A 15,509-nucleotide genomic window follows, 5' to 3' on the forward strand; every position below is an offset into this window, starting at 1 on the left:
TCCCGCGCCTCAGCGCCACTCGATGTCGTTGGCGACGCGCAGTTCGACGCGCCGGTTCGCCCGCCGCCCGTCATCGGTCGCATTGTCGCCGATCGGCCGGGTGGATCCCAGGCCTGCGGTGGAAACGCGGCCCTTGTCGGCCAGGCCCGCGCTTTCGATGGCGCCGGCCACGGACTGGGCGCGGGCCTCCGACAGTTCCTGGTTCGACGGGAAGGCCAGGCTGCGGATGGCCTGGTCGTCGGTGTGGCCCTCCACCCGGATCGGCCCCTTGGTGAGGTTTGCCGCCTGGGCGAGCCGGCCGAAGGTGTCGCTCCATTCCGAGGCGGGTTCGGCCTGGGCGGAACCGAACAGCCCCTGGTTGTGCAGCCGCACGACGATCTCGTTGCCCTCGCGCACCACTTCGAGGCGGCCCGAATCGATGTCGGGCTTGAGGATCTGCCGGAACTGCTCGAACAGCGGGGTCGCGCTCTGCGGCGGGGGCGGCGGGGCGGCGGGCGCCTGGTGGCCCACCGCGCGGTCCAGCCCCTCGATCGCCACGTCGGCCTTGCTCGACAGGCGGAACAGCAGGGCGGAAAAGATGATAAGGGCGACCACCGCAATGGCCGAGAGGATCGCCCACAGCGGGATCGCGGGAGCGAACGGCCCGGCCGAGACCTCCTGGCCGCGCCACTGCGGCGAAAGGTCGGCCGGCTGGCCGCCGCGCTGGCGCTGGATCAGCGCCGCCAGCCGCGCGCGCCGGTCATTCAGCAGCGAAGCCCCGCGCGGATCGAGCGCGGCGCGGCCTTCGAAGCCCAGCGACAGGCACTGATAGAGCAGTTCGACCAGCCGCGGCTCGCGGCCGGGATCACGCTCCATCTGTTCGGCAAAAGAGAACATCCGATCGCCGCCCTGGGTATCGTTGTGATAGGCGGCAAGCAGGCTCTGGCGCGACCACGGACTGGTGGCGCCCCATGGGGTCGACATCACCGCATCATCGAGGAAGGCGCACAGGATATAGTGCGCGAGCTGGACCGACTTGGCCTCCAGCCCCAGCTCGCGGGCGCGCTTGGCGAAGGCTTCCAGCTCCTGAATGCACAACCGGCGCAGCGGCTCCAGCGCGGGGCCGATCGGCATGGTCCGCACGTGGCTGGCAAGGTGGATCAGCCGGCCGGCCGCGGCCACCAGCGGTTCCGGGCCATAGAGATCGGGCTCCGGCCCGGCGAAGTTGAGTTCCGCGACAGGGGCATTGCCGGGCTCGGCCTGGAGCGTGCGCGGCGACGGCGGGGTATAGCCGGCGGCCGGCGGCGGCGGCGCCCATTGCGGAGCGCCCGGCGGCGGCGGCGTGGCCCCTGCCCCACCGGACGGCACCCCACCACCTGGCACCCCACTGGCCGGCGTCCCGCCGCCCGATCCGGGGCGAAAGACGGTGGCGTCGTCGTTGTCGTCGCTCATGGCTGCGCGCCTCGTATCGCCCACATCTCGAGTTCAAGGCCGGGGATTTCCCCGGCCACGTGCAGGGCCACCGCACCCGAGGTGCGAACGGCCTGCCACTGCTCGTGCCGGCTGTTGATGCTGAAATAGACCGTGTTCGCGCGGAACGGGATCTGCCGGGGTTCGGCCGGCATGGGATAGAGTTCGGCGCCGGGCAACTGGCGCATGACCAGGTCGCGGATATGTTCGACCGAGCCGATCTTGGCGCGGCGCGGGATGTTGGCGCGGATCTGCTCGGTATCGACCCCGGCGCGCACGGCGAGGACGAACTGGGCCGTGGTGAACAGCGAGCGATCCTGGATCTGGCCGACCGAAATGCCATAGGCGCGCTGTTCGAGCGGGATGGCCACCGCGCTCTGCTCGAACACCTTGCTGAGCGAGCGGCGCAGGTCGGCCATGACCGCATCGAAGCAGACCCGCTGCTCGCGGTGCGAATAGAGCGGCATGAACTGGGGCCGGTTGGAACTGGCGGTGAAGGTCGAAACCTCGCCAGCGAGCGCGCAGAGCATTCCGTAGAAATCGGCCGGATGGACCGCGGGCATGACCATCAGGTGCTTGATCAGCGCCTCGGCCCGGTTGATCGTCATCAGCATGAGGAAATCGGTGATGTCGGCCACGGCCTTGGCGCCCGGCGTGCCGAGCCGCCCGGCGATCGCCTCGCCGCGCTGGTGGAGCATCCCTTCCAGCTCGGTGAGGAAGCCCGAGAGGACCGGACTGGCGCCGACCACCAGCCCGCAGGGGATGAAGCCCGGATCGAGCACGACCGAATCGTCGGCCCGCCGCTCAACCACGCGGGCTAGTGGCAGGGTGGTATAGCCATCCAGCCCCTCGGCCTCCGAGCGTAGCGAAAGCTGGAGCCGGCCGACATTGAGCGGCACCCGCGAGGCGCCGCCATAGACGGTATCGGCCGCCTCGAATTCCTCGGCGCGATAGCGGGTCTCGGCCTGGGCAGAGGCATCGAGCGCGACATCGGCGGTGCCGGCCCGGCTTTCCGGGATGCACAGGTGGATGATGCAATCGCGCGTGTCGCGGGTGATCTCGAGCGGGAGCGGGGCGGCGGTTTCCTCGGGCACGCGGAACGGGGTGCCGTCGTCGAACACCCCGGCGCAGCGCGCGAGCTGGAGCTTGCCGGTCTGCAACGGCCCCGGCGCGAACTGGAGATCGGCCAGGCCATAGCCGTGGGAAACCAGCGGCCGCACCCGAGATTCCAGTTGGGCGCCGACAAAGCGCTCGAACTGCTGGAAATGTTGCGGCCGCAGGAACATCCCTTCCGACCAGACTGGCTTGTTTTCCCAAGTCAAAACCAGAATCCCCCGTGTGGCGCCCCGAAAACCGGACCCAACTTACCGTAGTTGCTTCATGAAGTTTTCATAGCCCTCGCGGAAGGCCACGCTCATCACGCCGTTGGCATTCGACGTGGCATCGCGCTTGAGCGCCTCGAACACGGTGACATAGGTTCCCCAGGTATCGGGCTTGTGGCCGAACAGCCCCTTCTTGTGGGCGGCGGCCTTTTCGGTGAACTTCTCGATCTCGGCGGGCGACAGGCGGTCGAAGGCCACCAGCAGGGCGCGCTGGACGCCGGCCAGCATGGCCAGCTGGTGCTTCTTCAGGTCCTCGAACGAGGTGCGAACCGCCTCCTCGGTGTCCATGAAGCCGGGCAGGGACTTGCCGATCAGCACCTTTGCCGCATCGATCGCCGGCAGGTGCTTGAGCGGATTGTTGCGCCCGATGGAAAGCTGGGTGCGCTCAACCCGGAACTCGTCCTTGAAGGCCGCGCGGTCCTGGAGGATGTCGCACAGGCCGAGGACCACCTGGCGGTACATCACCCCGAGCCGATACATCGCATCGGGGGGAAGCTGAAGCTCCTCGGGCGAGAGGCCGGCACCTTCGTGGAAGGCCGCCCAGTCCGCCCCGCCCTGCTGCCCGGCGGTGGCCCCGGCGGGGGGGACGGCAGGCTGGGGCGCGGCGGGTGGCTCGGCAAAGCCGGCGAACGGATCGCCCGCCCGGAAACCGGGCGCCGGCGGCGGGGCGGCAGGCGGCGCCCCGAACGGATCGGGCGCGAAGGGATCGGGGGTGCCGAACGGGTCGGGCGCCGCCCCGCCCACCGGCGTGGCCGCCCAGTCCTCGGGGATGGCATAGTCGGCCGCGCCGGGCAGCGGTTCGGCCATGATCGGGCGGACGAAGGCTTCCCCCATGCCTTGCGAAAAGCCGAAGTCGGGCGGGTGGCGCGAATCGCCGGCGCCGGCCAGCGGATCGTCGAAGAAGGCATTGCCCCCGGCGAGGAAATCGTGGACCGCCCCGCCGCCCAGGCCGCCACCAAGCCCGCCGCCCAAACTGCCACCAAGCCCGCCATCCATGCCCCCGCCCAGCCCGGGGCCATCCTGCCAGATCGGATCGGCGGGGGGATCGAACCAAACGTCATGGCCCCCGGCGGGCGGCGCGTCGAACCCCGGCACCGGCGGCGGCGGCGGCGCCACCAGCCCGACCCCGGCCCCTTCGGCGGCGGTCACGATAGTGATCACGAAATCGTTGATGATCAGCCGGTCATGCGGGCGCACCGGCACGGCCTGGTGCGGCACGATCCGCGCTGCCGGATCGTTGAGCGCCACCCCATTCTTGCTGGTATCGGTCACGAACAGATCAAGCCCGCTGGCCAGCACGGTGCAATGCTCGCGCGAGATCAGGCCATCGTCGTTGGGCAGGACGATGTCGCAAGTCTTGGCGCTGCGCCCGATCTTCATCTCGCCGGCATCGAGCTGGCGGCGGTCGAAATAGGTGCCCGGCGGATCGGAGGCGCGGGATAGGAGCAGGGTCCACATGGTCGTGCGTCAGGCTGCCGGCTCGAACAGGCGGCGGCGCAGCTGCCCTTGCGCGGCTGACCCGTTTTCGCCGCGCATCAGGGCCAGGCCCAGTTCCAGCCAGTCGGCATGGGAGACCCGGCCCTGCAGGGCCGGCTCGAGCATCAGCAGGACCAGCGCGGTGCGGACGGCGGTGCCCGGAAGGTGCGGCGGCGGCGGGACGGCCGACTGGCCGCGCGGCGCGAGCGAGGGACCGGCCCAGCCGGCGGCGGTGGCCACCCAGGCCGGGCCAAGGTCGCGGTCGGCCTGGTCGGCGGCCTGGGCGGCCTGTTCGGCCTGGGCCGGCGCGGGATTCTGGGTCCAGGCCTCGGCCGCGGCGATGGCGGCCAGATCGGTCTTGCGCCGGTCAAGATCAGGCAGGAGCCGCGCGGCGAGGCAGCCCCACCACACCACCTGCCGGTGCGGCAGCATCAGCGCCAGGGCATGGACCGCATCGCGATCCAGCTTCGCCGCGCCAAGCGCTTCGATCAGCCGGGTGGGATGCGGATTGGCGGCAAGCACCGCCCGCCCCTGCGGCGAGAGATCGGCCTTGCTCTCGAACTCGGCGCGCTGGAAGCGCAGGGGGATGGCGGGTGCGGTGGCCATGGCGGATGTCATATCAGATTTCGGGCATCAGTTGATCAAAACCATGCCGCCCTTGAGGATGAGCGTGGCATCGGCGTTGACCTGGGTCATCGGCGCCTTGAGCGTGGCCTGGCCGCCGGCCTGCATCTCCAGCTTGGCATCGGCGCTGATCTTGATCTGCGGCGCCTTGATCTCGATCCCCGAGGTGGTCAGCTTGATGCTGCACGGCCCGACGACCAGCTCGATCTCGTTCATCGATTCCAGCTTGTTCTTGCCGGTTACCGTGATCGTGCGGGTATCCGTGACCTCCACGGTCTCCTTGCCGCCCACCTTGCGCGAGCGGTCCTTCTTGACCTCCAGCGTCTGGTTGTTGTCGACCGTGCCCCAATCGTCGTGCTTGATCTCGCGGCGATAGTCGCGGTCGGTGGAGAGATAGATCTCCTCCTTGCCGGGCTTGTCCTCGAAGCGGAACTGCTGGACGATCTCGCCATTGCCGTCGGTGACCGAGCGCCAGCCGGTCTGGGTCGGGGTCGAGGTCGGGTCGAAGGGATAGGGCTGCGCGGGATTGTAGAGCGTGCCCGCGACGAACGGCAGGTCGGGATTGCCATAGAGGAAATCGACGATCACCTGGGTGCCGATGCGCGGGATGAACTGCGCCCCGTGGGTTGAATGCGCCCATTGCTGCTGGACCGGCAGCCAGATGTAATGCTTGTTCCCCTTGCGATCGAACTCGCGCGTGCCGGGGAACTTGACCGGCACGCGCCACTGGTCGTCGACGATGGTGAGGCCCATCGCGCTGGTCTCGTCCTGGATCAGGCCCAGCACCGGGCCGCGCGCGTGGCGATCGGGCTGGCCTACGGGGGGACGCCAGGTGCGGTTGGCGTCGATGGCGGTGAACCGGTTGCTGTAGGACGACGGCGCGGCATCGGGCAGCGCCCAGCCATCGAAGGCGGAATGGATCACGCTGGTCAGGACCACCCGCTGCGGTACCGGCATCCCGGCATCGTGCAGTTGCACCCGCCCGCCGGCGCAGAAGGTCGGCTCGGTGGAGTTGCCCGAGACCACGTCGGCGATCTGCTCCTGGTACTGGTCCTCGGCCGTGGCGCGGGTCGAGAGATCGCCGGGCGCCTTGGCCTCGTGGCCCAGGGTATCGTAGGTGCTGGAATAGACCGCGCCCCAGCTCGCGCTCGACACGCCGGGCTTGATGAACGGCTGGTCGAGCTTGTTCTGGTTGTAGGAGGCGTGGCTCGATCCGCGCGGCGCGGCGGTGAACTGGCGTTCGAGCGAATGGAGCGAACCGTCCGACTTGTGGATCGCGCCGCCGGCCACCTCGATATAGTCGGCCGGCTGGTTGGTGATGACCATCTTGTTGCGGAAATTGCCGGCCCGACGGTCATATTCGAAGAAATACATGATCCCGTCATGGGCCAGCAGCCGATCGAGGAAGGCCAGCTCGCTCTCGTCGAAGCGCACGGCATAGCCGCGCGCCGGCGGCGCCGGGCTGACGTTCAGCTTCTTCACATAGCCGGTCAGGTCGGTGGTCATCGCATCGAGGATGTCGATGCTGGTGCGGTCCTGGAAGAACTGGGTGCCACGGGTATAGGCCAGCGCCTGCCAGGCAGGGCCGATGCTGACCTGCACGCGCGGATTGCCATCGGCATTGATCATCCGCGCGGCATAGATCCGTCCGGCGAAGACCCGGCTCTGGCCATATTGCGGGCTGACGTCGAATTCGGCGAGCTGGCCGATCCACTTGGTCAGATCGGGCCGCGCCAGGGTGTGCAGCTCGATCGTATACTCATAGGGCTCGGAAATGGCTTCGCGGCCATGGAAGCTCAACAGCGCATAATCGCCCACCGGCTCGCCGGCGAGCTCGCGGAGATTGAGAAAATGTTCTGCCATGGCGTTCCTTGTGGCATCCGCTGGCAGCCCGGCCGCGGGCTGGCCCGGACCACGCCGCCTGGCGAGTCCGGGCCTTGATCCATAGACTTACCCGAGCTTGGATTCCATGATGCTGTAGATCAGGTGCGTCGGGCTGCCGCCCTGCTTGGCATCGCGGCCGGTGAACGACCAGTCGAACTTGGTGAAGTTCAGCGAGATCGATTCCGACGGCATATCGTTGCCACCGCCCGAGCTCATGCTCAGGCCCGAGATGATCACTTCCTCGACCGTCAGCGTGGCATAGGCGACGTTCTCGCCATTGCTGGTGGCGGTGAAGGAAATCAGCCCCTTGCCGACCGACTTGCCCAGCAGCAGCGACTTGAACAGAAGTTCGGTCGACTTGTCGACCGACTTGGTCGCGGTGATCTCGGAAACGCTGGCCTTGCCGGTTGTGCGGTCACCACCATGCGAGTTGCTGGTGGCCACGCCCGCGCCCCACTGGAAGCTGTGAAGCTCGATCTGGTCCTTGAACTTGGCGTCGGTCGAGCTGCCCTTGATGCTGTCGAACTTCAGGAAAATGGACATATGTTCCTCCTTCGGTACTTTCCCGGGGCATTGGCCAATTCATGACCTAGCGCCGTAATGATCGATCCAAAACAATAACTTGCAGGTCAGGTAATCGTGATCGCGTAGTCAACGTCCGCGCCCGGGCCAACCTGGACATGGCTGACATCCTGGCCTTCCGCACGCAATTCGAGGAGTTGCCCCGCCAGATCGGCCAGCAGCCCCCGCTTCAATATGTTCTCAATATTGCGCGCCCCGCTTTCGACTTCAGTACACCGCGCCACCAGAGCGTCAAGGAGATCATCGTCCCATCCGAAAGTAGCGGCATAGTTGGCCTCGATCCGCTTGCGAATGCGTTCGAGGCTGATTACCACGATTTCGCGCAGGATGTGCGGCGGCAGCGGGAAGTAGGGCACGGTGACCACGCGGCCGAGGAAGGCTGGCTTGAAGTAATCGAGCAGGGCCGGGCGCAGTTCCTGGGCCAGTTCCTCCGGATCGGGCAGGACCTCGGCATCCCGGCACAGCGCCTCGATCGTGTCGGTCCCGGCGTTGGAGGTCATGATGATCAGCGTGTTCTTGAAATCGATGTCGCGGCCCTGCCCGTCCTTGAGCATCCCCTTGTCGAACACCTGGTAGAACACGTCCTGCACGCCCGGATGGGCCTTCTCCATCTCGTCGAGCAGGATCACCGAATAGGGCTTGCGCCGCACAGCCTCGGTCAGCACCCCGCCCTCGCCATAGCCGACATAGCCCGGGGCCGCGCCGACCAGGGTGGAGACCTTGTGCTCCTCCTTGAACTCGCTCATGTTGATGGTGGTGACGTTCTGTTCGCCGCCATAGAGCAGTTCGGCAAGGGCAAGGGCCGTTTCGGTCTTGCCGACGCCGGAGGTCCCGCAGAACAGGAACACCCCCAATGGCTTGCGCGGATCGGCGAGGCCCGCGCGGGCGGTCCGCACGGTCTGGGCGATGATGTCGAGCGCGTAGGACTGGCCCTTGATGCGGTTGGCCAGCTGATCGGCCACCGACAGCACCGAACGGATCTCGTCACTGACCATGCGGCCGACCGGAATCCCGGTCCACCCGGCCAGCACTTCGGCCACCACGTTGCGATCGACCACGTCGAAGATCATCGGGGTCTCGCCCTGGATCGGGGCCAGGTCCGCCTGGGCTTCGCGCAGGGCCGCGACGGCGGTTTCAGCCTCGGGGCTGCCGGCGGCAGCTGCCGTGACCGCGTCGCGCGCGGCGATGACCTTGTTGACCGCGGCCAGCTCGGTCTGCCAGCGCTCGGACAGTTCGGCCTTGCGGGCTTCGATATCGGCCCGCTCGACCGCCTTGGCTTCCAGCGCGGCGGCCACGTCGGCCCCGCCCTTGGCCTCGCGCTCCAGCATGGCGACTTCGGACGCGAGCAGGCCAAGCTGGCGTTCCAGGTCTTCCACCGGCGCCGGGGTTGCCGCCTGGCTGATGCCCACCCGGGCGCAGGCCGTATCGAGCAGGGAGATCGCCTTGTCCGGCAACTGCCGCCCGGTGATATAGCGATGCGAAAGGGTTGAAGCCGCCTCCAGCGCCTCGCCCAGGATTCGCACCCCGTGGTGCTTCTCCAGCACCGGCACCAGCCCGCGCAGCATGGCCACGGCCAGCCCCTCGGCCGGTTCCTCCACCTTGACCACCTGGAAGCGCCGGGTCAGCGCCGGATCCTTCTCGAAGTATTTCTTGTATTCGGCCCAGGTCGTGGCGGCGATGGTCCGCATCTCGCCGCGCGCGAGGGCGGGCTTGAGCAGGTTGGCCGCGTCGTTCTGGCCTTCCGCCCCGCCGGCGCCGATCAGGGTATGCGCCTCGTCGATGAACATGATGATCGGGGTGGGCGATTTCTTCACCTCCTCGATCACCGATTTCAGGCGGTTCTCGAACTCGCCCTTGATCCCCGCCCCGGCCTGGAGCAGCCCGAGGTCGAGCGAGAGCAGGCGGATGTTCTTCAGCGCCTCCGGCACGTCACCCTGGACGATCCGGAGGGCGAAACCTTCGACCACCGCGGTCTTGCCCACCCCGGCCTCGCCGGTCAGGATCGGGTTGTTCTGGCGGCGACGGGTGAGGATGTCGACGATCTGGCGGATTTCCGGATCGCGCCCGAAGATCGGATCGATCTTGCCCTCGCGCGCCTGCTGGGTGAGATCGATGCAGAATTTGTCGAGCGAGCCGCCCGACGCGATCCCGCCGGAACCGCCGCCGCCACCGGAGGAAGCCCCCTCGCCCGCGGCGGGCGCGGCCAGGCTTCCAGCCGCCTCTTCCGAGGCCGCGGTGATCTTGACCAAGGCATCCTTGAGCGTTTCGGGCGGAATCTTAGCGAAGTGCGAGCTGGCATCGCGCGCCACGCGGGCCAGTTCGTCATTCCCGAGGAGCGCGACCAGCAGGTGCCCAGAGCGCACCGCGCTGGCGCCATATTCGACCGATGCGACCAGCCAGGCCTCGCGCAGCAGCTTGACCACGTTGGGCGCGATCGCCGGAGCACGGCCGTTGCCGGTCTTGAAGCGATCGACCTGGCGCAGGATATCCTGCCCGAGCCGCCCGGCATCGACTTCGAAATGAGAGAGGATCAGCGGGATGTCACAGGTCTGCCGATCCATCAGCTTGATCAGCCAGTGCTCGATCTCGACATCGTAATTGGTGCGCGACAGCGCCAGGCCGGCGGCCCCTTCGAGCGCGGCGCGGCAGGTATCGTCAAGCCGACCGATCAGACTTTTCAGGTTGAACTGCATCAGCCCCACACACCCCCAAATGCCAAAGCAATCCCGAAAGGCGTATGACCACGCAGATCACGCGCCGCCTCGCGGGACTGGATTGAGGATGGTGAATTGCTCACTCATCCGACCACCAAAAAATGCGACCGAATACTTCTGCAGACTAGTGGAACCCTCACCCCCGCTCAAACGATTTTTTCAGCAGATTGCCGCCTCGGAGATCGGAATGGCACAGTCCGCCGCAATTCCCCCGCGCCCCTCCGGCCGGCCGAGCCAGGTGGTCCAACCGAGCAACGCCTCCGAACCTTCCCGCCCCAGTTGCAACTCGGGAATTTCATCGACCGGAATCAACAGCCTGAGCGAGGGACGTTGTTCCAGCCCGGCCGCCAGGATGCACAATTGGCTGAGCACCCGGCGCTTGTCGGGCCGGGCACAGAAATCATGGAGCTCGCCATAGCCCAGCGGACCGATCTCCACCGTGTAGTGGTGCTGCACGTCGAGCACCGAGGCGCCGATCATCGCCGCCCCGCCGAGTCCGCCCGTGCCGCCCTCGCCATCCCCGGCCGGATCGTCGCCAAGCTGGGCGAATTGGCCGCACAGCCCGATCCGGGTCTGCTCGGCCCGGGGCACGCTCATCCACACCGGGCAGGCCTCGATCACCCGCAGCGGCAGGCCGGTGGCCGTTCGCAGGATGGTCTCCACGCTGCGCGCGCTGCGCCGGCTGTCGGCGAGATGGGCGGTGAGCGTGACCAGGGCCGCATCCGGCAGGTCGAGCCGCTCGCGCAGCCCTTCGACCGAAAGGCCGCCCAAGGCCACCAGCAACTGCTGGACGGGATCGCCCGCCCCGCGCCGCCCGCGCTCGGCCAGCAAGGTCCAGCTGTACTTGCGAACGATCCGGTAGAAGAATGACAGGGCGCGGTGATCGAAGATGTTGAGGAAATCGGCGAACGACCAGTCCCTGGCCCGGCGCCGCGCCAGTTGCATCTCGCTGTAGGGCGCCGGCAGGGCCGGGCTGGCCCCGGCCAGGCCCAGCACGTTGGCCACCAGGCGCACCGGCGCGCCCCGGCCATCCTCGCCGGCCGGTTCGACCCGCGCCAGGTCGCCGGCCACCAGGTGCATCCGTTCCGAGGCGGCAAAGCGCAGCGGTTCCTCTGACGGAACCGCATCGTGGCCCACTTCCGCCGGCCGGCCCGCACGTGCGGCCAGTTCCTCCACCACCCGCGCGGCCTGGGGCAGGGTGGCACGGCGCAGCCGTTGGCGCAGGCGGTCCGACAGGACGGCGACCTTCTGCCCCATCGCCATCAGACCAGTTGCCGGTCGCCGATGCGCGGCCGCCAGGTCTTCCACGGCTCGGCCTCGCCCTGGAGGCGGGCCGACACCCGCACGAAGCTGTTCATCGCGCAGATCCCCGCGAGGAACCGCTCGATCACCGCGCATAGCAGGAACGAACCCGAGCCAGAAAGCCGGTCGTCGTCGATCTCCAGGGTCACGTCGATGCCCGAGGACAGCGCCGCATGGCCGCGCAGCCGCAGCCGCGCCACCCCCGGCGCCGCGGCGATGCCAACCAGCCGCTCGCGCAGGTGCGCGCTCTCGGTGGTTTCGACGACATCGTAGAGCGCCAGGACTTCGCGCAAGGCCTTGGCCCCCGCCGGACCGCCCACGAAGCTGAGGTAATTGAGCGAGAGCTGGCCGATCAGCTTCCAGTTCGCCGCCTTGCGCCGCGCCGGGCGGCGGGTGGCGGTGGGCTTCATCAGGGCATGGGCGCCGGCCAACCCGTTGATCGTGCCGGCGACCGACAGGTAGGGTCGCCCGCCGCCAAACGGCAGGCGCGCCGGCAGGTCGCGGTTGGTGGCCAGGATCGCGGTGTGGATCACCACGGTCTCGTCGGCCAGAAGCTCGCCGCCGAGATCGGCGATGGAGAGAAACACGTCATCGCCGCCGCCCGGACTGAAGCTGCTGCGCCGAGTGACCGCATGGTATTGCGAGCCGCGCTGGGGCGAGCCGGGTTCGAGCGAATAGAGCGAGGGCACCGGGATTCGTTCGCCCCCGGCGGTCTGGAGGATCACCTCGCCCACGGCCTGAACCTCGATCGCGTCCTCGCGCTGGGCGCTGGGAATGATCCGGTATTCCAGCGCCGAATGATCGAGATGGATCGGCTCGGCATCCATCTCGAACAGGTTGACCGCGGGCGCGGCGAACAACTCGAAATCGTCGGGCCGGACCACCCGCTCAAGCTCGGGCGACAGGCGGTCGAAATAGAGGAACAGTTCCAGCTGGTTGCCGGAAAGGTCGAGAGTGCGGCGCGAAAGGCCCGCAATCTCGAAGAACAGGTGCTTGTGGGGATAGGCGAAATGCTCCTGCAACAGGGCATAGGTCTTGCGGTCGGTCTCGCGCTGGGGGAGCAGCAGCTCGTCCTCGTCAAGGCCCAGCAGGCGCACCGCCCCCGGTTCGAGCAGGACCGCGCGCGGATCGGCCGGGTTCTGCGCCACGGCCACGCCGAGCAGGTTGGCGCCCAGTTGCTCCAGCAGGATCTGGGCGCGGCGGGCATCGCTCTTGATGAAGAACCTGAGCGAGTCCAGTTCCAGCGCGGAGATGGCGATTTCCGGCCGGGTGGTCTCCAGGGTCAGGCGCAGCAATCCGCGCGCCGCGCCCATGCCCACCGCCGGGCCTTCGAACGGCGGGCCGATCATCGAGGCGCCGGTCAGCTTCAGCGGCAGCAGGGTGACATCGCTGCACAGCCGATAGCGGCATGGCTCGCCGTCCACATCCTCGGTCAGCAGCTGGGTGCCGGCGGGCACCAGCGCGGGCTTGTCGAGATCGGGGCCGGGTTCGAGCCGGGTGATCATCAGCGACGGCAGCGGCTGGAGCAGGTGGGGATAGAGCGTCAGCAGCAGGGCATCGGACAGCTCGGCATAGTCCTCGTCGAGCTTGTGGCGCAGCCGCGCGTTGAGGAAGGCGACCGATTCGATCAGCCGGCCCACGTGCGGATCCTCCAGGGATTCGCGGGTCATCCGCAGGCGCGAGGCGATCTTGGGATGCGCGTCGGCGAAAGCCCCGGCGTTGTTCCGCAGGAAGGCCAGTTCGCGCTGGTAGTATTCGATCAGTTCGTCGATCACGTCGGTTTCAACCTGTCAGGCTAACGGCAATGGCGCGGTCGCCCGGCCGGACATTGGCTTCGTATACCACGGTATCCTTGCCGCGGGTGAGGCTCAGCTGGGCGCTGATCCGCAGGCGGATGCCGGTGGAGGTCGGCCCGTCGTCGATCTCGACATCGACATCGGTCAGCCGGCTCTCGTGGATGCGGATCGCCTGGGCGACCATGCGCCGAACCCGGTCGCGCGCGCCCTGGGTGGCCAAGTCCTCGGTGCTGATGTCGGCGATGCCGAAGCCGGTCACGGTCTGCTCGATCTCGGGATAGCGCTCGAAGGCGGCAAGGTCGGGCCGCTTGGAATTGAGCAAGGCCTCCAGGTCGCGGCGCAGGCCCACCTTGTAGCGTTCGAGCGCCCGGGCGTCGCTCTCGGCCGGCTCGATCGCGCGTTCGGGTTCATCGTCGACCAGGCGATCGAGCAGGCTGTGGGTGATGCCTCTGGCCATGTCGCGTCAGCCTCCCTGCCCTGAAGCGATCACCGTGGTCAGGCGGAATTCCGAGGCGATCTGGTCCAGCTGGTAATGCGGGCGGATCGCCACCTCGCAGCCGAAGCTGCCGGGCTTGCCGGGAATCTCGACCACGCTGACCCGGCCCTCGCGCAGCGGATAGCGCACCCGGGTTTCCGGGGTCGCATCGTCGCTGCCGGTGACATAACTGCTCAGCCAGGTCTGGAGCAGTTGCTCGCACTCGTCGCGGCCCTGGTACTTGCCCACCCAGTCGCGCGCCATGACCTTGATGTAGTGGGCAAAGCGGGCCACGCAGAAGATGTAGTTGAGCATGGCCCCCATCTTGGCGTTCATGGTGCCGGCCTCGTTGTCGTAGCGCGGGGGCTTGTGCAGGCTGGGCAGGTTGAGGAACGCGGCCATGCCGGTGAGGTGGAGCCCACGGATGGCAATGATCCCGGCCTCGTTGAGCGCCACTTCCTGGTCTTCCGAAACGGCGTTCTCCACCGCGAAGCGGGCCACCAGGCCTTCCCGGTCGCTCGGCAGGAACTGGCGGGCCGGGCCGTCGATCAGCCCCCCTTCCCCGCGCGGGACAGTGCCACGGATGGCGGCGGGCCAGCGGTAGCGGCTCATCGCCCGGGTGGCGACATGGGCAAGCGCGAAGCCCCCGTTGAGCCACAGGAGATCGTTTGCCCCCTCGGCGCCCTCGTCATAGACGAAGCCGAGCCGGGGATGGTCACGCCCGCGGTGAAGCGGCCGGGCCAGCAACCGCGGCATGACCACGCCGAGGAAGCGGCTGTCGGGCCGCGCGCGCATCCGGTTCCAGCGGGCGAAGGCCGGGTCCTGCAAGGTCGGGGAAAGATCCTGGCGCAGGTCCAGTTCGGCGAAGTCCTCCAGCCCCAGCACGGTGGGATCGGCGCCGAAGATGAACGGGCAGAACGCCGCCGCCGCCACGTCGGCCAGGCTTTCCAGCACGGCGATATCATCCACCCGGGTTTCCCGGCCAAGCCGGTGCGACACCGCATGATCAACCAGCATCACGCCATAGGGCTCGCCCCCCGGCATCCCGAATTCCTGGTTGTAGACCAGGTCGAACAGGCGCGACTGGTCGAAATCGAGCGCGCGTTCGAGGTCGCGGGCGATCTCGGTCCAGCGCACGTCGAGGATGCGGACCTTGACCATCGGGTCTTCAAGCCCGGAAACCAGCCAGTGGACCCCGCGCCACAAGGCCTCCAGGCGCTGGAACTCGGGGTGATGGAGGATGGCGTCGAGCGTCGCGCCCAAGGCCCGGTCAAGCGCGGCAATCAGCCGCTCGGCCGAAGCGCGAACCGCGGCGCGGCGCGCCGCCTCCGCCGGATCGGGACCAGCCCTCCCGAAGCTATTCTGCAAAACGTCAGCGCGAGGCGGTTCCTCGCCAGCGGCCAGGCCGGCGGCCCCGGAAAGGACCGCTATTTCCGCATCCCCAGTCGCGGCCAGCGCAAGGGCAAGCGGATCATCGGGATCCGACGGGCCTTCGGCCAGGTCCTGATCCGGCAAGCCCGCATCGGCCATGTCCCCGCCGGTCACGCTGTCGCCAGCCGCCGAGCCGCTTGCTGACGGCCCTCCCGCCGATACCGCGTCGCCCGCAAGGCCGGCATCGGTTCCGGGCTCGGCGTGCGAACCGACAAGGCCATCCGCTTCGGCAAGGCCGCCGGAAACCGCACCGGAATCCCCTGGCGCAGCTTTGCGCGGGCCGCCCTCGATCGACCAGTCGCCCGGCCCCGGCGCCAGACCGTCCTGCGCCGGGCCGGTCCTTCCGGCATCATCGCCGGAAGGACCGGCACTTTTGGCGCAGTCGGCCACCATA

Annotated in this window: 11 protein-coding genes; all 11 read right to left on the reverse strand. The window is 68.2% G+C overall.

The window, feature by feature from the left end; genetic code table 11:
* Nucleotides 1–9: 9 nt before the first annotated feature.
* The gene (gene icmH, locus ACFOD9_RS09855) at nt 10–1,431 is read right to left on the reverse strand and encodes a type IVB secretion system protein IcmH/DotU (RefSeq protein ID WP_379509908.1); all 1,422 of its coding nucleotides are present in this window, start codon (nt 1,429–1,431) and stop codon (nt 10–12) included.
* Complete coding sequence (gene tssK, locus ACFOD9_RS09860; RefSeq protein WP_379509909.1) at nt 1,428–2,771, reverse strand: type VI secretion system baseplate subunit TssK; 1,344 nt, start codon at nt 2,769–2,771, stop codon at nt 1,428–1,430. Before tssK ends, icmH begins: the two co-directional genes overlap by 4 nt.
* Before the next feature lie 42 nt (nt 2,772–2,813).
* A complete protein-coding gene (gene tagH, locus ACFOD9_RS09865; protein WP_379509910.1) occupies nt 2,814–4,289 on the reverse strand; it encodes a type VI secretion system-associated FHA domain protein TagH in 1,476 nt (491 codons plus the stop codon).
* 9 nt (nt 4,290–4,298) lie between these two features.
* A complete protein-coding gene (locus ACFOD9_RS09870) occupies nt 4,299–4,913 on the reverse strand; it encodes a DUF6931 family protein (protein WP_379509911.1) in 615 nt (204 codons plus the stop codon).
* Between the two features lie 27 nt (nt 4,914–4,940).
* Nucleotides 4,941–6,794 (reverse strand): type VI secretion system Vgr family protein, encoded by a 1,854-nt coding sequence (locus ACFOD9_RS09875; RefSeq protein WP_379509912.1) that lies wholly within the window; start codon nt 6,792–6,794, stop codon nt 4,941–4,943.
* Nucleotides 6,795–6,881: 87 nt separating this feature from the next.
* A complete protein-coding gene (locus tag ACFOD9_RS09880; RefSeq protein WP_379509913.1) occupies nt 6,882–7,358 on the reverse strand; it encodes an Hcp family type VI secretion system effector in 477 nt (158 codons plus the stop codon).
* A gap of 86 nt (nt 7,359–7,444) precedes the next feature.
* Nucleotides 7,445–10,090: a type VI secretion system ATPase TssH gene (gene tssH, locus ACFOD9_RS09885; protein ID WP_379509914.1), complete on the reverse strand. Its 2,646-nt coding sequence runs from the start codon at nt 10,088–10,090 to the stop codon at nt 7,445–7,447.
* Nucleotides 10,091–10,270: 180 nt separating this feature from the next.
* On the reverse strand, nt 10,271–11,374 hold the full coding sequence (gene tssG, locus ACFOD9_RS09890; protein ID WP_379509915.1) for a type VI secretion system baseplate subunit TssG: 1,104 nt from the start codon (nt 11,372–11,374) through the stop codon (nt 10,271–10,273).
* Nucleotides 11,374–13,188 (reverse strand): type VI secretion system baseplate subunit TssF, encoded by a 1,815-nt coding sequence (gene tssF / locus ACFOD9_RS09895; protein WP_379509916.1) that lies wholly within the window; start codon nt 13,186–13,188, stop codon nt 11,374–11,376. Before tssF ends, tssG begins: the two co-directional genes overlap by 1 nt.
* A 7-nt stretch (nt 13,189–13,195) precedes the next feature.
* Nucleotides 13,196–13,666, reverse strand: coding sequence for a type VI secretion system baseplate subunit TssE (gene tssE, locus ACFOD9_RS09900; RefSeq protein ID WP_379509917.1), 471 nt, complete (start codon nt 13,664–13,666; stop codon nt 13,196–13,198).
* 6 nt (nt 13,667–13,672) lie between these two features.
* Nucleotides 13,673–15,505, reverse strand: a complete 1,833-nt coding sequence (gene tssC / locus ACFOD9_RS09905) for a type VI secretion system contractile sheath large subunit (RefSeq protein ID WP_379509918.1) — start codon at nt 15,503–15,505, stop codon at nt 13,673–13,675.
* Between the last annotated feature and the right edge of the window lie 4 nt (nt 15,506–15,509).

Origin of the sequence: Novosphingobium bradum, assembly GCF_042646485.1 — a bacterium.
Taxonomy (GTDB): Bacteria; Pseudomonadota; Alphaproteobacteria; order Sphingomonadales; family Sphingomonadaceae; genus Novosphingobium; species Novosphingobium bradum.